General features: G+C 70.5%; 15 protein-coding genes. 4 read left to right on the top strand and 11 right to left on the bottom strand.

The window, feature by feature from the left end; translation table 11 throughout:
- Positions 1–5: 5 nt before the first annotated feature.
- From KRR26_RS33030 to KRR26_RS33020, 3 genes are all read right to left on the bottom strand, one after another.
- Positions 6–3239 (bottom strand): TAT-variant-translocated molybdopterin oxidoreductase, encoded by a 3234-nt coding sequence (locus tag KRR26_RS33030; protein WP_217081774.1) that lies wholly within the window; start codon positions 3237–3239, stop codon positions 6–8.
- Positions 3236–3898: a cytochrome c3 family protein gene (locus KRR26_RS33025; protein WP_120203206.1), complete on the bottom strand. Its 663-nt coding sequence runs from the start codon at positions 3896–3898 to the stop codon at positions 3236–3238. Before KRR26_RS33025 ends, KRR26_RS33030 begins: the two co-directional genes overlap by 4 nt.
- Positions 3899–4369: 471 nt before the next feature.
- On the bottom strand, positions 4370–4762 hold the full coding sequence (locus KRR26_RS33020) for an HNH endonuclease (protein ID WP_217081772.1): 393 nt from the start codon (positions 4760–4762) through the stop codon (positions 4370–4372).
- 150 nt (positions 4763–4912) lie between these two features.
- Here KRR26_RS33020 and KRR26_RS33015 point away from each other — a divergent pair, with 150 nt between their 5' ends.
- The 3 genes from KRR26_RS33015 (at position 4913) to KRR26_RS33005 (ending at position 7951) form a co-directional block, all read left to right on the top strand.
- Entirely contained in the window at positions 4913–5836 is a 924-nt protein-coding gene (locus KRR26_RS33015) for an SH3 domain-containing protein (protein WP_217081771.1), read from the top strand.
- 61 nt (positions 5837–5897) lie between these two features.
- Complete coding sequence (locus tag KRR26_RS33010) at positions 5898–7391, top strand: anthranilate synthase component I family protein (RefSeq protein ID WP_120203201.1); 1494 nt, start codon at positions 5898–5900, stop codon at positions 7389–7391.
- Positions 7388–7951 carry an anthranilate synthase component II gene (locus KRR26_RS33005; protein WP_120203199.1) on the top strand — a complete coding sequence of 188 codons (564 nt, stop codon included), beginning with the start codon at positions 7388–7390 and terminating at the stop codon, positions 7949–7951. Before KRR26_RS33010 ends, KRR26_RS33005 begins: the two co-directional genes overlap by 4 nt.
- Positions 7952–7963: 12 nt before the next feature.
- Here the strand turns inward: KRR26_RS33005 and KRR26_RS33000 are convergent, their stop codons facing one another.
- The 7 genes from KRR26_RS33000 to aroF all read right to left on the bottom strand — a co-directional run bounded on the left by KRR26_RS33000 (position 7964) and on the right by aroF (position 14137).
- Entirely contained in the window at positions 7964–8563 is a 600-nt protein-coding gene (locus KRR26_RS33000; protein ID WP_120203197.1) for a histidine phosphatase family protein, read from the bottom strand.
- Positions 8564–8648: 85 nt separating this feature from the next.
- On the bottom strand, positions 8649–9440 hold the full coding sequence (gene trpA, locus KRR26_RS32995; RefSeq protein WP_120203196.1) for a tryptophan synthase subunit alpha: 792 nt from the start codon (positions 9438–9440) through the stop codon (positions 8649–8651).
- The gene (trpB, locus tag KRR26_RS32990) at positions 9437–10642 is read right to left on the bottom strand and encodes a tryptophan synthase subunit beta (RefSeq protein WP_120203193.1); all 1206 of its coding nucleotides are present in this window, start codon (positions 10640–10642) and stop codon (positions 9437–9439) included. The genes trpA and trpB overlap by 4 nt, the downstream gene beginning before the upstream one ends.
- Positions 10639–11286, bottom strand: coding sequence for a phosphoribosylanthranilate isomerase (locus tag KRR26_RS32985; protein WP_120203192.1), 648 nt, complete (start codon positions 11284–11286; stop codon positions 10639–10641). Before KRR26_RS32985 ends, trpB begins: the two co-directional genes overlap by 4 nt.
- Entirely contained in the window at positions 11283–12044 is a 762-nt protein-coding gene (locus KRR26_RS32980) for an indole-3-glycerol phosphate synthase TrpC (RefSeq protein WP_217081770.1), read from the bottom strand. Before KRR26_RS32980 ends, KRR26_RS32985 begins: the two co-directional genes overlap by 4 nt.
- A gap of 47 nt (positions 12045–12091) precedes the next feature.
- Complete coding sequence (gene trpD / locus KRR26_RS32975; RefSeq protein WP_120203190.1) at positions 12092–13108, bottom strand: anthranilate phosphoribosyltransferase; 1017 nt, start codon at positions 13106–13108, stop codon at positions 12092–12094.
- A 3-nt stretch (positions 13109–13111) separates the two neighbouring features.
- Entirely contained in the window at positions 13112–14137 is a 1026-nt protein-coding gene (aroF, locus tag KRR26_RS32970) for a 3-deoxy-7-phosphoheptulonate synthase (protein WP_120203189.1), read from the bottom strand.
- Between the two features lie 198 nt (positions 14138–14335).
- On the opposite strand from aroF, the gene KRR26_RS32965 reads away from it, so the two are divergent.
- Positions 14336–15586, top strand: coding sequence for an NAD(P)/FAD-dependent oxidoreductase (locus tag KRR26_RS32965; protein ID WP_233576685.1), 1251 nt, complete (start codon positions 14336–14338; stop codon positions 15584–15586).
- 73 nt (positions 15587–15659) lie between these two features.
- Here KRR26_RS32965 and htpG read toward each other — a convergent pair whose 3' ends face one another.
- Positions 15660–17594 carry a molecular chaperone HtpG gene (gene htpG / locus KRR26_RS32960; RefSeq protein WP_120203186.1) on the bottom strand — a complete coding sequence of 645 codons (1935 nt, stop codon included), beginning with the start codon at positions 17592–17594 and terminating at the stop codon, positions 15660–15662.
- Positions 17595–17776 lie beyond the last annotated feature (182 nt).

Raw genomic sequence — 17776 nt, 5'->3', positions numbered from 1 at the left:
GGCGGTCAGTGGCCTCCTTCGGGCGCCTGGGAGTGCTCAGTGGCGACCGCGAGAGCGGGGTTGGGGTTACGCACGCGGATGAGGTGCGAGGTACGGGGGCGGGTGCCCAGCTCGTGGAGCAGCGCGTAGGCGCGCGGATCCTCGGTCAACTGGGTGACTCGCTGCGACTTGTCGTTGAGGGAGCCGAAGACGATGGCCTGCGTGGGGCAGGTCTGCTGGCAGGCCGTCTTCAGTTCCTTCTCCTGGATGAGGCGCTTCTCGACGCGCGCCGTGATGCGGGCCCGCTCGATGCGCTGCACGCAGTACGTGCACTTCTCCATGACGCCGCGGTTGCGCACCGTGACGTCCGGGTTCATCAGCATCTTCTCGGTCGGCGCCTTGCCCTGCGTGTAGTGCAGGTAGTTGAAGCGGCGGACCTTGTACGGGCAGTTGTTGGAGCAGTACCGCGTGCCGACGCAGCGGTTGTACACCATGTCGTTCAGGCCCTCGTCCGAGTGCGTGGTGGCGTTCACCGGGCACACGTACTCGCAGGGTGCCTTCTCGCAGTGCACGCACGCGACCGGCTGCATGACCATGGCCGGGTCGTTCTCGTTGCCCTGGAAGTACCGGTCGATTCGCAGCCAGTGCATCTCGCGGCCGCGGCCCACCTGCTCCTTGCCCACGACCGGGATGTTGTTCTCGGCCTGGCAGGCGATGACGCACGCGTTGCACCCCGTGCAGCGCGACAGGTCAATGGCCATGCCCCACTTGTAGCCGCCCGAGTAGTCGAAGTCGGCGCCGGGCAGGATGTTCTGCAGCTCGGGCTCGATGGGGCCCTTGACGCGCTCGAGGATGTGCTCCGTCTCTTCCGAGGGGTGCGTGAGCTGCGACACCGGCATGTCCAGCGCCAGCGGGCGGCCTTCCATGCGCCAGTGGTACTGGGTGCGCGCGAACGTGTAGCTGCCGCGGACCTTGGTCAACTGGGCGCCGCCGTCGAACCACGGGGCCTTCACCGAGCGCAGCGCGTTGGCGTTGAACCCGATGCCCTTGGCCACCACCTCGTGCAGGCCGTTGCGGCCGTAGCCGAGCGCCACGACGATGGTGTCGTCCGCGTTGCCGGGGAGGATGGTGACCGGGACGGACAGCTTGCGGCCCTGATAGGTCAGCTCCGCCATGTCGCCGGACTCGAAGCCCAGCCGCTTCGCGGTGGCGGGGCTCAGGATGGCGGCGTTGTCCCAGACAATCTTGGTGATGGGGTCCGGCAGCTCCTGGAGCCACGCGTTGTTGCCGAAGCGGCCGTCGAAGACCTTGTAGTCCGCGACGAAGTTCAGCTCCAGGTCGCCCTTGCCCGACGCGGGGGGCGTGTACGCCGCGATGAGCGCGTTGGCCGCCTCCAGGTTCGCGGTGGCGGAGACCTTGTTGGCCGCCGTGCCCGCGACGACACCCTCGGACACCCACGTCTCCCAGCGCGACTCGAAGTCGCTCTGGAAGGTGGCCGCGGCGGCGGTCAGGCCGCTCTGGCCCGCCCAGAAGTCGCGCAGCATCTGGTACGCGGGGCGGTAGGGCTCATCCAGGAAGAGGGCGAAGAACTCGGCCTCCGGAACGCCGTTGAAGAGCGGCTGGATGAGCGGCTGCGCGATGGCCACCGTTCCGTCCAGCGCGCGGCCGTCGCTCCAGGTCTCCAACTGGTGCGCCAGCGGGATGAACCAGTCCTTGGCGCTGCGCACGTGGTCGGACGTCTCGTCCTCGTAGTGCGCGGCGTAGAGCACGCCGAGCTTCTCGCGGTTCGGGTTGGTGGCGGGGTTGAGCACCTCGGCCAGGCCCGCGTCGGAGGGCAGCGTGTAGAGCGGGTTGGAGGCGGTGACGACCAGCGTGTCCACGCGGCCGGCCTTGATGTCCTCCACCAGGGCGTTCACCTCGCCGAAGCCGGAGGCCTCGGGCGTGGTCGCCTGGGTGTAGTGGACCGTGGCGTCCGTGTTGCGCAGGGCCACGTTGATGGCGTGGGCCAGGGCGTGCACGGCGGCCGGCTGGCGCTCACCCGCGATGACCAGCGACTTGCCCGGCTTGGACTTGAGGTCCGCGGCGACGGCCTCCACCCAGTGGGCGAGGTCCGCGTTCAGCTCACCGGCCTTGGCGGCCGCGGCAGCGGCCAGCCCGGAGACCTGACCGCCAATGGCCTGGGCCACGGCGGCGGCGACGCCGAGGATGTCCCGCGACTTCACGCGCACGCGGTGGTCCGCCATGCCGCCCGTGATGGAGAAGCGGGGCTCGGCCACGTACAGGCGGTTGAGCTCGCCGTTCTTCGGGTCGCGGCGGTCCGCGAACTGGCGGGCCATGGCGAGGTGGGTGGGGCGGCTCTCCAGGAAGTCCGCGTCCAGGGCGAGGATGACGTCCGCGCCGCTCAGGTCATAGCGCGTGGCCACGGCCTGGCCGAACAGCGCGCGGGTGGCCTCGTTGTTGGCGTCCTGGGCGATGGGCGCGAAGCTGTGGAAGCGCGCGTTGGGCAGCTTCTTGAGGATGCGGTTGCGCACATCCGCGAGCATCGGCGAGTTGATGGGCTCGGTGAGGAAGCGCACGCGGGCGCCGCCATCGGTGGCCTTGCTGACCAGCGTGGCCAGCTCCTCGGCCAGCACGCGCAGGGCGCGCGGGGCCTTGCCCTGGCGCAGCACGCGGGCGCGCTGCGGGTCATACAGGGAGAGCAGGAAGGCCTGCTCGAAGATGCCGGCGGCGCCCTGGTTGATGGGGTGCTGGGGGTTGCCCTCGACCTTGATGGGGCGACCCTCGCGGGCGGAGATGAGCAGGCCAGAGGTGTGGCCCGCGAACGTCATGCCGGACGCATAGTGGAGCGCGTTGCCCGGGACGACCTCGGGCGGCGTCTTGGTGTACGGCACCATGCGCTCGTCCGAGGGACGGGTGCTGCACGCGCTCGCGCCGGCGAGGGCCAGCGATGCGCCGAGCAGCTGCATGAACTCGCGGCGCACGAAGCCCGTCGGGGGAAGGTCCGCGCCCACGGGGAACTCCGGGCGGGTCTCCTCCAGGAACTCCGGCGTGGCCAGCTTCTCCTCGAGGCCGAGCCAGTACGTCTTGCCGTAGGCTCCCTCGGCGGGGACGCTGCGCTGGGCGGCGTGCTCGAGCGCCTGCTCCACGGCATCGCCGTGGGTGTGGGCGGAGGGGGAAGCGCCCGTGCGGTCCGAGACGACCGGGAGCGCGAACGTCGAGGGGGTGTCCTGCGAAGGAGCACCGTCGGGCTTGGTGTTCATCGGTGGCATGTGGAGCAGCTCGTGCGCGAGTGAACGTCGTACTCTTCCGCCAGCTTGTTGCCGAGCTCAGCGGCCTCGGCCTTATCCGCCGGAGGGGTCCAGGTCATGCTGGTGATGAACTCCGCGGGCCGGAGGTTCGGCTTCGGATCGCGGTGGCAATCCAGGCACCAGCTCATCGTCAACGGCGCGAACTGCTGCACGGCGGCCATCTGATCGATGCGGCCGTGGCAGGTGGCGCAACCCACGCCCTTGTTCACGTGGATGGAGTGGTTGAAGTAGACGAAGTCCGGCAGGTTGTGGACGCGGACCCAGGGAATGGCCGAGTCGGTGAAGAACGCCTTGCGGACCTCGGTGAGGTACGGGCTCTTGTTCCACACCTGCGCGTGACACGACATGCACACGGTGGTGGAGGGGATACCCGCGGACGGGGCCTTCTCCACCGTCCAGTGGCAGTACCGGCAGTCAATCTGCTCATCGCCGGCGTGGTGCCGGTGATCGAACTCGATGGGCTGTTCCACCGGATGCTGCTGGAAGGTGACGTGCGGAGAGCGCACGTAAGCCATGAGACCGCCAATGGCGATGGCGGGCACGGCGAGGAGCGTCGCCGCCGACAGGCGCGACACCGTATTCGTCCAGCGTGGGAAGAGAGGGCCGCTCATACCAGGACCAGGGGCAAGAGGACTTCAGGGAGTGACATGACAGCGGAGGAGAAAGCGTGAAAGCCGCCTGACGCGGAGAGCAGAGCGGCGATCCCGGCCCGGGTGGGGCGGGCGGGCGGCGGCTCCTGGCACTCGGAAGGCAAGGCAGTCACGTCCAACGAAACCTCTAGGTGAGCCGCGGGCGGGCCACTCCTCCACCTCCCCACCCAACGCGGCGCGGGACCATCAACCATCGATACGACAGTGTCAACCAATTCTGCAGTTGCGAACGGGGGATACCACTTCCTGACGCACGGACCGAATGTCGCGACACGCGCGCGATGACTCCGGCTTCTGGCGAGCGGAAGGGGCATTTGCGGTGAGGTGGGCTCCGGGATGGATCAACCCGACGGAACTCCATCCCTCCAGGACGGGCCGCGCGTCGAGACGCGCACGTCTCACGCGATGTCTTGCTACAGCCCCATACAGGCCTCACGGCGCTTCCTCCTCTTCGCGTGCGGGTTCGTCGTCGTCGGCTTCGGGGTCACGCCACCGCTCGCGGCGCCGCGCGAGCAGCCGCTCCACCAACTCGCGCGCCCGCGCGTCGCGGGGGTAGTGGCGGTCATGGCGGGCGCCCTTGCCCTGGTTGCAGCGCGCGCACGCCAGCGCCAGGTTCTCCGGCGCGTTCGTGCCGCCAGCGGTCCTGGGGATGATGTGTTCGAGGGTGGCGCGGCTGATGGGCTCGCCATCCAGCGCGACCACGAGGTGCGCGTTGCAGTGGAGGCACTTGCCCTGCCATGCCTCCTGGCCGCGGTGGGGGACGCGCTCGAAGGTGGCGTCGGTGGCGATGACGTCGAGGATGCGGCGGCGGTGCAGCCGGCTCACGGGTGTCGCCTCCCAGGGCTGGGGCCATGGACCTGCCCACCGGGGCCCGCCCCGGCTGTTCGCCGCGCGTCGGACGCGCCGGGCCCCCCCTTGGATGGCGTGGGGGGACGGGGGATAACCGGGATTCCCTTCACCGCGCGCATCCTGACCATGCTCACCCTCCTGCTGTCTCTGGCCCTGAGCCAGGCGCCCCAGTCGCTCGAGTACTCCGCCCCGGTCGAGCCCTCGGAGCGCACCCCGGAAGCGTATGCATTCACCCGCTTCGCGCCGTCCGAGCGGCCCCTTTATGTGGGGGTGGACGAGGCCAACCTCCGGAGCGAGCCGAGCCCGGAAGCCCCGGCGGTGACCACGTTGATCCTGGGCGCCTCGGTCCGGGTGCTGAAGGCCCAGGAGGGGCAGGTGAAGGTCGGCGACTATGTCAACACCTGGTACCAGGTGGAGGTCGTGTCCCCCCTGGCGGGGGCGGACGGGGCGCGACCGTCGGGGTGGCTCTTCGGGAACACGCTGACGCCCTACCGGTTCGAGGCGGACCTGGACGGCGACGGCGAGAAGGAAGTGGCCACGGTGGTGATGAGCAATGAGTTCAAGATTCGCGTGCGCATCCTGGAGCCGGGCCTGAAGCCCTGGCGCCGCGTCACCAACGTGGACATGGACGTTCCGTCCACGGGGGAGGTCGCCTCGGTGGGCGGCCCGGTGGTCGCGCGACTCATCCCGAGCAAGAAGGCGGGCGTGGAGTTGCTCGAGCTGGACTCCCATCCGGACAGCTGCGGCGCGTACCTCACCCACTACGTGAGCTACGTGGTGCCGGGGCGCAAGAAGGGCGTCCTGGGCAAGGGGCAGGTGGCCCTGTCGCTGGTGGGCATTGACGATGCGCCCGAGCATTCCAACTACAAGGCGACCTTCCAGCCCGCGACGCGGCGGGTGCTCGTGGACTGGGTGCGGAGCGAGGACTCGGAGGACGGCGAGTCGGTGCGGCAGTTGGAGAAGAATCGCGACGTGTATCAGTACGGCGAAGGGGTCTACTCGCTGGTGCGGCCCGGCGCGGACGGGGCCGTTTCCCAAGACAAGCCTTAGCGCCCGCGGTGACGGGCACCCGGTACCCCTCCGGGTCGAGCGAGGGGTTCGAGCGATCATCATGGATGCACAGGAGCGAAGGGCGGCATATCGCCGGCGCGCGGAGAAGGGCGAGGCGGTCCCGGTATCGGTGGACCTGCCTGCGGACCTCGACACGCCGCTGTCGGCGTACCTGAAGCTGGGCGGCGGTTCGCGCGGCTTCATCCTCGAGTCGTGCCACGGCGGCGAGCGCTTCGGGCGCTACAGCCACGTGGGCGTCAACCCGGTGGGCCGCGTGCGGCTCGACCGCGACGGCGCGACGTTGTGGCGAGGCGCGCACGAGGAGCGGCGCGAGGGAAGGCCCCTGGACGTCCTGCGCGGCGTGTGGCGCGAGCTGGCCGTGACGCCCTTGCCGGGCGAGGCGCCCTTCCTGGGCGGGCTCGTGGGCTACATGGGCTACAACACCATCTCGTGGCTGGAGCCGAGCGTGCCGGATCGGCATGCGCCGGACATTGGCTTCCCCGACGCGGAATGGCTGGTGTGCGAGGACTTCGTCACCCACGACACGCGCACGCAGTTGCTGCGCGCCACGGCCATTGCCCGCCCCGCGCTCCACGCCAGCGTGGCGCATGCGCTTCAAGACGCGGAGGCGCGCGCGCAGGCCATGGCGGACGCGCTGCGCAAGCCGCTGCCTCCCGAGGCCTATGCCGCGGCGCCCGCGCTGCCGGGAGGCGCTCCTCCCGAGGTGACGTGGGATCGCGCGGGGTACGAGGAGGCGGTGCGCCGCGCGCAGGAGTACATCCTGGCGGGGGACTGCTTCCAGGTGGTGCTGGCGCGCCGCTTCGAGGCACGCGGGCACATGCCTCCGCTGTCGCTCTACCGGGCCCTGCGGCGGGTCAATCCCTCTCCGTATCTCTTCCTCGTGGACCTGGGGGAGGCGCGCGCGCTGGTGGGCGCGTCGCCGGAGCTGCTCGTCCAGGTGCGCGATGGGGACGTGGTGGTGCGCCCCATCGCTGGCACGCGCCGCCGTGGCGCGAACGAAGCCGAGGACCTCGCGCTGGAGAAGGAGTTGCTCGCGGACGAGAAGGAGCGGGCCGAGCACATCATGCTCGTGGACCTGGGCCGCAACGACGTGGGCCGCGTGGCCGCGCCGGGCTCCGTGCGGCTCGAGGACCTGATGGTCATCGAGCGCTACAGCCACGTCATGCACATCGTCTCGCAGGTGCGGGGGCGGTTGGATCCGCAGTACGACGCGCTCGACGCGCTGGCCAGCACGTTCCCCGCGGGCACGGTGTCCGGCGCGCCGAAGATTCGCGCCATGCAGATCATCGACGCGCTGGAGCCCCTGCGTCGCGGGCCCTACTCGGGCGCGGTGGGGTACCTGTCCTTCTGCGGGACGCTGGACGTGGCCATCGCGCTCAGGACCTTCTTCCTGGACGGGGACCGCACGATGTGGACCGCGGGCGCCGGCGTGGTGGCGGACTCGGTGCCCTCCAAGGAGTCGGACGAGACGGAGGCCAAGGCGGGCGCCATGGCCGCGGCCCTGCGGCTCGCGCGCGCGGGAGGCACCCCGTGATTCTCGTCATCGACAACTACGACTCGTTCACCTTCAACCTCGTCCAGCTGCTCTTCACGCTGGGCGCCGAGGTGAAGGTGGTGCGCAACGATGCCCTGGATGTGGCGGGCGTCCTGGCGACGGGGGCGTCGCACCTGGTCATCTCTCCGGGGCCCTGCACCCCGCACGAGGCAGGTGTCAGCGTGGCGGCCATCACCCAGGCGCGCGTCCCGGTGCTCGGCGTGTGTCTGGGGCATCAGTCCATCGGCGCGGCGTTCGGTGGACGGGTGGTGCGCGCGCCCTTGCCCGTGCACGGCAAGGCGGCGCACATCCAACACGATGGCACGGGGGTGTTCTCCGGACTGAGTCCCGGCTTCCAGGCCGCGCGCTACCACTCGCTCATCGTCGAGAAGGCGTCGCTGCCCGCGGAGCTGGAGGCCACGGCGTGGAGCCAGGATGGGCTCATCATGGCGCTCCGTCACCGTGAGCGGCCCGTGGTGGGGCTGCAGTTCCATCCCGAGAGCGTGCTCACGCCGGAGGGGCCTCGGCTGGTGCGCAACTTCCTGGAGGGGGCGCTCTAGCGGCGCCTGGGCTCACTCGCGCAGGTGCGTGGTGTCGTTCCAGCAGGCGAGCGCGGGCTGGGTTCCGTCCCCGTCCGCGCTCAGTGCGCTGATGGAGCCCGTGCTCAACAGGAACAGGCGCCCCGAGTCGGGCGGGAGCGCCAGCCACCGGGCGGCGAGCACGCGCAGGAAGTGGCCGTGGGAGAAGATGAGGACGTTGTCGTCGAGGTCGCGCGCATCGGCGATGACCCGGTCCGCCCGCTCTCCCACGCGCTGCGCGTTCTCTCCGTTGGGGGCGCCGTCTCGCCAGAGCGTCCAGCCTGGGCGCTCGGCGCGGATCTCCGTGCCCTTGCGGCCCTCGTAGGCGCCGTAGTCCCATTCCATCAAGTCCTCGCGCGCTTGCGCGACGCCACCGTAGCCCGCGCGCGCGCAGGTCTCCGCGGCGCGGCTCAGGGGACTCGTCCATACGGCGGCGAAGCGCCAGCGGTGGAGTGGGGCGCCGAGCAACTCGCCCATCTTCCGCCCTTCTTCCAGGAGCGGCATGTCCGTGCGGCCGGTGTGCTGTCCGCTGCGGCTCCATGCCGTCTCGCCGTGCCGCACGAGCACGACGACAGGTGGGGGTGTCCTGGCCATATGGCGGCGGATTGTGCCAGGAGCGCCCCCACGCGGTGCACCCCGTCGCGTGCTCCGCTCGGCGCTGGACAGATAGGGCGCGTGCTTAGCGCTTCAGTCCACGTTTGATGTCCGCGCACAGCCGCTTCGCTGCCGCGGGGCCATCCGCGTTCGCCGCGCGCACCAACGCGCTGCCCACCACGACGCCGTCCGCGTGCGAGGCCAGGGTTCGAGCCTGCTCCTCGTTGGAGATGCCGAAGCCCGCCACCACGGGCACGGGGGACACTCGCCGCACCAACTCCAAGCGCTCCGAGAGGTCCGGCGGCAGCTCCGCTCGCATGCCGGTGACGCCCGCCACGGACACGCAGTACACGAAGCCGCGTGCATCTTTCGCGATGGCTTGAGCACGCGCGGCGGACGTCGTCGGCGCGCACAGGGGGATGAGGTCCAGGCCCTCCGCGTCGAAGGTCGCGCGCAGGGACTCGCTCTCCTCGGGCGGCAGGTCCGGGAGGATGGTGCCGGCCACGCCGCGCTCGCGCGCCAGCTTCGCGTAGCGGGCCTCACCCAGCGCCAGCACCACGTTGACGTACGTCATGATGACGAGCGGCGTCTCCGGGAAGCGCTGACGCAGCGGGGGAATCACCTCGTCCAGCACGCGGCGCAGCGTGGCGCCCGCGCGCAGCGCCCGCTCCGAGGCGGCCTGGATGACGGGCCCGTCCGCGATGGGGTCGCTGAACGCCACGCCCACCTCCACGATGTCCGCGCCGCCCTCCACCAGCGCGGCGAACACCTCGACCGAGCGCTCGATGTTCGGGTCGCCCGCCATGGCGTACCCGACGAGCACGCCCTCTGCTCGGGACCTGGCCCGAGCGAATGCCTTCGCGATCTCGCCGCTCACGCCTTCACCCCCACCGCCGCGGGCACGCCGCGCGCCGAGATGGTCGCCACGTCCTTGTCGCCGCGACCCGAGCAGTTGATGACCAGATGCGTGCCGCGCCCCATGTCCTGCGCGAGCGCTCGCGCCGCCGCGAACGCGTGCGACGTCTCCAGCGCCGGCAGGATGCCCTCGGTGCGCGCGACCTCGTAGAAGGCCGCGAGCGCCTCGTCATCCGTCGCGGTGCGCACCTCCATGCGTCCCGTGGTGGCGAGGTGCGCCAGCTCCGGCCCCACGCCTGGATAATCCAGACCGGCGGAGATGCTGTGCGCCTCTTGAATCTGGCCGTTCTCGTCCTGCAGCACGAGCGATCGCGAGCCGTGCAGCACGCCCTCGGTGCCCAGGGTGAGCGATGCGCCGTGCTGGCCGGACTGAAGGCCGTGGCCCGCCGCTTCCACGCCCACCAGCCGCACGCTCGCGTCCTCGATGAACGGGTGCAGCGCGCCGATGGCGTTCGAGCCGCCGCCCACGCACGCGATGATGGCGTCGGGCAGCCGCCCGATGGCCGCCTGCGTCTGCGCGCGAATCTCCCGCCCGATGATGGATTGGAAGTCGCGCACGATGGTGGGGTAGGGGTGAGGGCCCGCCGCGCTGCCGATGACGTAGTAGGTGTCACGCACCTGCGACACCCAGACGCGCATGGCCTCGTTCATCGCGTCCTTCAGCGTGCGCGAGCCCGACTCCACCGGGCGCACCACCGCGCCCAGCGCGCGCATGCGGAAGACGTTGAGCGCCTGTCGCTCCACGTCCAGCGCGCCCATGAACACTTCGCAGCTCAGGCCGAACAGCGCGCACGCGGTGGCCGTGGCCACGCCGTGCTGGCCCGCGCCCGTCTCCGCGATGACGCGCCGCTTGCCCATGCGCCGCGCCAGCAGCACCTGGCCCACGGTGTTGTTGATTTTATGCGCGCCCGTGTGCGCGAGGTCCTCGCGCTTGAGCCACACGGTGGCGCCGCCCCACGACTCGGTGAGCCTGTGCGCGGGCGTGAGCACGGTGGGGCGTCCCACGAACTCGCGCAGCACTCGCGACACCTCTTCACCGAACGTTGGATCCGCGCGCGCCGCCGCGTAGGCCTCCTCCAGCTCCAGGAGCGCGGGCACCAGGGTCTCCGGGACATAGCGTCCGCCGTAACGCCCGAAGCGTCCGGCGACTGTCTCCGACTTCATGGGATGGCTCCAAACAGATTGAGGGACTTGGCGGTCCGCACGAAGGCGCGCACCGCGTCCAGATCCTTGATGCCAGGGGCGGACTCCACGCCGCTGGCCACGTCCACGCCGTAGGGCCGCGTGGCCCGCACGGCCTCGGCCACGTTCGAGGGCTTCAGGCCGCCCGCCACCAACACCGGCAGCCCTTCTCCCGTGAGCCGCGCCACCAGCGACCAATCGAAGGTGACGCCACCGCCGCCGTAGCCCGGCGCGGCCCCGTCGAGCAGCAGCCCGGCCACGTCGCCCGCGCCCACGTACGTCCGCGCCCGAGCCACATCCTCGGGGCCACGAACTTGGAGGGCCTTGATGACGGGCACGCCGAAGCCACCGCAGGCCTCGGGGGGCTCGTCGCCGTGGAGCTGCACCGCCGTGAGGCCGCACTCGCGCACGCGCACGCGGATGTCCTCCGGCGAGGCGTTCACGAACACGCCCACCACCGCGCCGAGCGGCGGGCGCGTGGCCGCGAGCGCCGCGGCCGTGGCGATGTCCACGCAGCGCGGCGAGCGAGGATAGAAGTTCAACCCGAGCGCGTCCGCACCGGCGGCCCACGTCGCGCGCGCGTCCTCGAGCCGGGTGACGCCACAGACCTTCACCTTCACGCTCACGCCGGGCCACCTTCCAGGCCGAGCAGACGGCGCAGCGCACGGCCCGGCTCCGCGTCGCGAAGCAGGGACTCGCCCACGAGCACCGCGTCGGCGCCCGCGTCGCGTGCGGCGCGGAGATCCGCCACCGAGCGCAGCCCACTCTCCGCCACGAGCACGCCCGCTCGGGCACGCAGCTTCGGCATCACGCGAAGCGCCGTGCCCGTGTCGGTCTTGAGCGTGGAGAGGTCTCGGTTGTTGATGCCGACCAGCCCCGCGCCCGCGGCCAGCGCCCGCTCCGCGTGCTCCGCCGTGTGGGCCTCCACGAGCGCGGCCACGCGGACTTCGCGAGCCGTGGCCAGCATCTCGTGAAGCTCCGTGTCCGAGAGCGCATCCGCGATGAGGAGCACCGCATCCGCGCCCCAGCGCGCGCTCTCCTCCACTTCGCGCGCGGCCACCAGGAAGTCCTTGCGGAGCACGGGCAGCGCCACCGCTGCACGCACCGCCACGAGGTCTTCCAGGCTGCCGCCGAAGTCGGGCCCATCCGTCAGCACACTGATGGCGCTGGCCCCAGCGGCCTCATAGGCGCGCGCGACCGCCACCACGTCGGGGTGGGGAAACGCGCCGCCCGAGGGACTCTTGCGCTTCACTTCCGCGATGACGCTCACCGGGTGCTCCGGCGCGCGGCGCGTCCGGAGTGCCTCGGCGAAGTCGCGCGCAGGAAGACGCGGACGGGGAGCCAAGGGCGCGCGCTGAGCCAGCTCACGACGCTTGCGCGCCATGATCAGCTCCAACGTGCCCTCGGCGGTGCGTCCAGTCCGGGGCGCGCTCACAGCACACCGCCCTGGACGAGCGCCGCGAGCTTGCGCGCGGCAGCGCCCGAGTCGATCGCGTGCTCGGCCTTGCGCACGCCCTCGGTGAGGTCGTTCGCATGGCCGACCACCACGAGCGCTGCGGCGGCATTGAGCAACACCGCGGTTCTCAGTCCGTTGCGCTCGCCCGCGAGCAGGGCCTTCAGCCGGTGCGCGTTCTCCTCCGCGTCGCCGCCCGCGATGGCTTCGCGCGGCACGGTGTCCAGCCCCGCGTCCGTGGGGGACACCGTGAAGATGCGCACCGTTCCGTCCTCGCGCAGCTCCGCGACCTCGGTGGGGCCGCAAGGGCTGATCTCATCCAGCCCGTCGTGCCCGTGCACCACCCACGCGCGGCGACTGCCCAGACGCCCCAGCACGCGCGCGGTCTGCTCCACGCGTTTGCCGTCGAACGTGCCGAGCAACTGGTAGCGCGCTCCCGCCGGATTCGTCAGCGGCCCCAACAGATTGAAGACACTGTGAAACCCGAGGTCCCGCCGCGCTTGCGCCACATGCCGGAGGGCACTGTGGTGCGAAGGCGCGAAGAGGAACCCCACGCCGTGCTCGTCGATGTCGCGCGCCACGTGGGCGTGCGGACGCTCCATGGACACGCCGAGCGCGGCCAGCACATCCGCGCTTCCGCATCGGCTGGAGACCGCTCGATTGCCGTGCTTCGCCACGGTGACGCCCGCCCCGGCGGCCACGAAGGCCACCGCGGTGGAGATGTTGAAGGTGTGCGCTCCATCACCCCCGGTACCGCAGGTGTCGAGCACCACCTCCGCCGTCGGCGAGATGCGCGCCGCGCAGGCCCGCATGGCCTCCGCCGCGCCGAGGATTTCGTCCTCGGTCTCACCCTTCATGCGCAGCGCGGCCGCGAGCGCGCCCACTTGGGCAGGCGACGCCTCTCCCGCGAGCATCTGGCCCATGACAGAGGCCATCTCCTCGCGAGTCAGGTCGCGCCGGCTCACCACCTTGCCCAGCGCTTCTTTGAGGGTCATGGCCTATCCCAGTCGTACCAGCTCGCGTCCCATCGCTTGCGCGATGGCCCGCACCTCGCCCATGGACTTCTCGAACTCGTTGAAGTCCAGCGACTGGAAGCCATCCGACTTCGCGCGCGGCGGATCCGGATGCACCTCGACGATGATGCCGTCGGCCCCCACCGCGACCGCCGCCCGCATCATCGCCGGCACCGCCTTGCGCACGCCGATGCCGTGCGAGGGGTCCACGAAGACCGGCAGGTGCGAGAGCGCCTTCAGCATGGGCACCGCGTTCAGGTCGAGCGTGTTGCGCGTCATCGTCTCGAACGTGCGGATGCCGCGCTCGCAGAGGATGACCTGGGTGTTGCCTCGGGCGACGATGTACTCGGCCGCCATCAGCAACTCCTTGATGGTGGCGCTGATGCCTCGCTTGAGCAGCACGGGCTTGCGCGTCTCGCCCACGGCCTCCAGCAGGCTGAAGTTCTGCATGTTGCGCGCGCCCACCTGGAGGATGTCGGTGTGCTCGGCCACCGCGTCCAGCGTGGCGGTGTCCTTCACCTCGGTGGTGACGAGCAGGCCCGTCTCCTTGCGCGCCTCGGCCAGCAACTGGAGGCCGTCGCCCTTGAGGCCCTGGAACTCATAGGGGCTCGTGCGGGGCTTGAACGCGCCGCCGCGCAGCATGGTGGCGCCGGCCTTCTTCACCGCGTGCGCGGTGGAGAGGATCTGCTCGCGCGACTCGACGGAGCACGGGCCCGCGATGACGTGGATGGCCGCGCCACCGATGGTGAGGTTGCCCACCTTCACGTGGCTGTCGTCCGGCTTCACCTCGCGGCTGACGAGCTTGAACGGCTGCGAGATGGAGACCGCGTCCGCGACTCCCGGCAGCACTCGGAAAGGCTCGGGCTCCACCGCGCCGGGGTTGCCCGTGATGCCAATGGCCGTGCGGCTGCCTCCGGGGATCGCGTGCGGTTGCCAACCGCGACGGCGGATTTCATCGTTCACACGCTCGATGTCCTGGGCCGTCGCGTCGGGTCGCATCACGATCAACATGGGAGTACCTGTTCTCTCTCTCCGGAGTGTGGAGTGCGGGTCGAAGGACCTGCACGGGGGCTCTACAGTAACGGCTGCACGGGTACGGTTCTGCACCAACTCCTCGGTGCCCGGCAACCGGCCCACCACTCTCCCTTGCACTTGCGGCTCATGACAAGTGAGGGTCTCGACACTGCGCGGATGTGGGAGGGCCACCAGGTGACGAATCCCGAGGTGATCGTCGTGGGCGCGGGGCTCGCGGGCCTGGCCTGTGCCCGGGCGCTCAGGCAGTCGAGGGTTCGGGTTCAGCTCCTGGAAGCAGGGGACGCGCCAGGCGGTCGCGTGCGCACGGACGCGCACGAGGGTTTCCTGCTCGACCGGGGCTTCCAGGTCTACCTCACGGCCTACCCGGAGGGGCGGCGGGTCCTGGACCTGGAGGCGCTCTCCTTGCGCGCCTTCCATCCCGGGGCCCGCGTCTGGCGCGGCGGCAAGCTGCGCACGCTGGTGGATCCCGCGCGTCACCCGCTCCAGGCACTGGGGCACCTCTTCGAGCCGGTGGGGGACCTCGGCGACAAGCTGCGCGTGCTGGAGCTGCGGCAGCAGGCTGGCTCGGGAGAGCTGGAGGACGTGTGGCATCGGCCGCAGCGGACCTCGCTGCGCTACCTGCGGGACCTGGGCTTCTCCGACGCGATGCTGGAGGCGTTCCTGCGGCCCTTCTTCGCGGGCGTCTTCCTGGAGCGCCCGCTGGAGACCTCTAGCCGCATGCTCGAGTTCGTCTTCCGGATGTTCGCAACTGGACACGCGGCGGTGCCGGCGCGCGGGATGGGCGCCATCGCGGAGCAACTGGCGACGCAGCTTCCCGCCGGCACGTTGCGCATGCACGTTCCGGTGACAGAGGTGTGGGGTCACCGTGTGCGCCTGGAGGATGGTGAGGCGCTTCGCGCCGACGCGGTGGTGGTGGCGACGGATCCACGCACCGCCAGCGGCCTGCTCCTGGGCATGCCCGAGCCCGCCATGCACGCCGTGACGTGTCTGTATTTCGCCGCGCCGGAGCCGCCGGTGGAGGGCCCTTGGTTGGTGCTCGACGGCGAAGGTCACGGTCCGGTGAACCACGTCGCGGTGATGAGCGAGGTGTCACCGGACTACGCGCCCCGAGGCCAGGCGCTCATCTGCGCCACGGTGCTGGGCGCCACTTTGGATGAGGGCACGCTGGAGGCGCGCGCGAGGGCGCAGCTCGCCGAGTGGTTCGGCTCGTCGGCGGTGAGCGCGTGGCGCCTGCTGCGCACGGATGTGATTCCCCACGCGCTACCAGCGCAGCCGCTGTCCATCCTCCACGAGCCGCACCGCCCGGTGCGCCTCTCCCCGGGCCTGTATGTCTGTGGAGACCATCGGGACAACGCCTCCATCGATGGGGCCCTCACCTCCGGGCGTCGCGCGGCCGAGGCCGTCTTGCGAGACCTGGGGCGATAACGCCCGCCCCGGCGAGCCCCGTGGCGCGTCCCCGGCCAAGATGCCAGGGACGCGCTGCGCGGCGAGGTCCGGGTCAGCTCGCGCGAGGCTGGGCCGGCGCGGTGTGCGCGGCCACCTGCGTGAGCAGCGCCGTCATCCGCTTCGCGAAGCGGTTGGGGTCGCTGAGCGGGCTGCCCTCGGTGAGCAGCGCCTGGTCATGGAGCAGCTCGATCCACTCGCCCACCTGCGTGGCGGTGGGGTCGCTCGTGTAGACCGCGCGCAGGTGCTCGATGACGGGGTGCTTGGGATTGACCTCGAGGATGCGCTTCATGTGCGGCATGCCCTTGCCGCGCTCGCGCAGGAGCTTCTCCAGGTAGGCCGGCGAGCCGCCCTCGGGCAGCACCAGGCACACCGGCGACTCGGTCAACCGGTCGGACACGCGCACCTCGCGCACGGTGTCGCTCAGCACGTCCTTCATCTTGTCCGTGAGCGCCTTGAAGCCCTCGGACTGCTGCTCCTTCTCGCGCTTCTGCTCGTCGGTGCTCTGGAGCTTGAGGTCGGCGTTGAGCGCGGACACCAGCGGCTTCTCCTGGAAGTCACGCAGGCCCTGCGCGGCCCACTCGTCCACCGGATCCGTCATGAACAGCACTTCGTAGCCGCGCTGTTTGAGCGCCTCCAGGTGCGGGCTGTCCGCCACGGCCTTCCGAGACTCGCCGTAGACGTAATAGATGGCCTCCTGGCCCTCCTTCATCCGCGACACGTAATCGGTGAGCGACGTCAGGCCCTCCTCGCGCGAGCTCTCGTAGCGCAAGAGGACGCCCAGCTTCTCGCGGTGCTCGGTCTCCGTCGCCAGGCCCTCCTTCAGCACGGTGCCGAAGGACTGCCAGAACGTGCGGTAGTCCTCGGGCTTGTCCTTGGCGAGCTTCTCCAGCATCTCCAGCGACTTCTTGATGACGTGCTTGCGGATGGCGCGCACCACGGCCGAGTCCTGCAGCATCTCGCGCGACACGTTCAGCGGCAGGTCGTCCGAGTCGATGACGCCGCGCACGAAGCGCAGCCACTGCGGCACCAGCTCCTCGCAGCGGTCCATGATGAACACGCGCTTGACGAACAGCCGCACCCCGCGCTGCTGCTGCGCGTTCAGGTCGTAGGGCGGGTGCTTGGGCACGAACATGAGCCCGGTGAACTGCTGCTGCCCGTCCGTCTTGAAGTGCGTCCACGCGAGCGGCGCGTCGAAGTCGTGCGTCAGGTGCTTGTAGAACTCGGTGTACTGCTCATCCGTGATGTCCGACTTGGAGCGCTGCCACAGGGCGCTCGCCTTGTTCACCACCTCCAGCGAGACCTCGGTCTTCTTGTCGTCCCCCGTGCCGGTCGTCTTGGCGACCTGGAGCTTGATGGGGTGGCCCACGTAGTCTGAGTACTGGGTGATGAGCGTGCGCAGCCGCCACTCCTCGAGGAACTCCTTCTGGTCCTCCTTGAGGTGCAGGGTGATGGCCGTGCCGCGCGACGTGCGCTCCGCCGGCTCCACGGTGAAGGTGCCGTGGGCCTCGGAGGTCCAGCGCCACGCCCGCTGGTCAGCGCCGGCGGCGCGGCTCACCACCTCCACGCGGTCCGCCACCAGATAGGCGCTGTAGAAGCCCACGCCGAACTGGCCGATGAGCTGCATGTCCTTCTGGCCCTTCTGGGCCATGGTCTGGATGAACTCGCGCGAGCCGGAGTGGGCGATGGTGCCCAGGTTCTTCACCAGCTCGTCATGCGTCATGCCGATGCCGGTGTCCTCGATGGTGAGGGTGCCCAGGGCCGCGTTGGGGGTGATGCGCAGCTCCAGCTCGGGCTCGTTTCCCAGCAGCTCGGTCTCGGTGATGGTGCGGAAGCGCAGCTTGTCGAGCGCATCGGACGCGTTCGACACCAGCTCCCGGAGGAAGATCTCCTTGTGGCTGTAGAGCGAGTTGATGACCAGGCTCAGGAGCTGGTTGATCTCCGCCTGGAAGGCATGGGTTTCGCGCTGGGGCTGCGATTCAACGGACATGAGGACCTCCGGGCGCCACCGTGGACGCCACCGACGCTTCCCCCATAACCATGGGCTCCGGTTTGTCGAGTCCTCGGCCGGGCCATGGGTGTAGGTGTTTCTCTACCCCCTGGGGCCGGCCCCCGGCCCAGGTGATGCGCCGCGCCGAATGCGGACGGTGGACGGTCTGGGGGGCCGTGGCG

The organism is Citreicoccus inhibens, from assembly GCF_019039035.1.
Classification (GTDB): Bacteria; Myxococcota; Myxococcia; order Myxococcales; family Myxococcaceae; genus Citreicoccus; species Citreicoccus inhibens.
The sequence above is the reverse complement of the archived record's forward strand: the minus strand, read 5'-3'. Positions and strand labels throughout refer to the sequence as shown.

What these genes read in the sequence shown, in the direction of transcription:
- KRR26_RS33000 (WP_120203197.1), bottom strand. Translation starts at nt 8,563, where the DNA reads ATGGCCAGGACACCCCCACCTGTCGTCGTGCTCGTGCGGCACGGCGAG.
- KRR26_RS33010 (WP_120203201.1), top strand. Translation starts at nt 5,898, where the DNA reads ATGGATGCACAGGAGCGAAGGGCGGCATATCGCCGGCGCGCGGAGAAG.
- htpG (WP_120203186.1), bottom strand. Translation starts at nt 17,594, where the DNA reads ATGTCCGTTGAATCGCAGCCCCAGCGCGAAACCCATGCCTTCCAGGCG.
- KRR26_RS33015 (WP_217081771.1), top strand. Translation starts at nt 4,913, where the DNA reads ATGCTCACCCTCCTGCTGTCTCTGGCCCTGAGCCAGGCGCCCCAGTCG.
- trpD (WP_120203190.1), bottom strand. Translation starts at nt 13,108, where the DNA reads ATGACCCTCAAAGAAGCGCTGGGCAAGGTGGTGAGCCGGCGCGACCTG.
- KRR26_RS33025 (WP_120203206.1), bottom strand. Translation starts at nt 3,898, where the DNA reads ATGAGCGGCCCTCTCTTCCCACGCTGGACGAATACGGTGTCGCGCCTG.
- trpB (WP_120203193.1), bottom strand. Translation starts at nt 10,642, where the DNA reads ATGAAGTCGGAGACAGTCGCCGGACGCTTCGGGCGTTACGGCGGACGC.
- KRR26_RS32980 (WP_217081770.1), bottom strand. Translation starts at nt 12,044, where the DNA reads ATGGCGCGCAAGCGTCGTGAGCTGGCTCAGCGCGCGCCCTTGGCTCCC.
- KRR26_RS33030 (WP_217081774.1), bottom strand. Translation starts at nt 3,239, where the DNA reads ATGAACACCAAGCCCGACGGTGCTCCTTCGCAGGACACCCCCTCGACG.
- aroF (WP_120203189.1), bottom strand. Translation starts at nt 14,137, where the DNA reads ATGTTGATCGTGATGCGACCCGACGCGACGGCCCAGGACATCGAGCGT.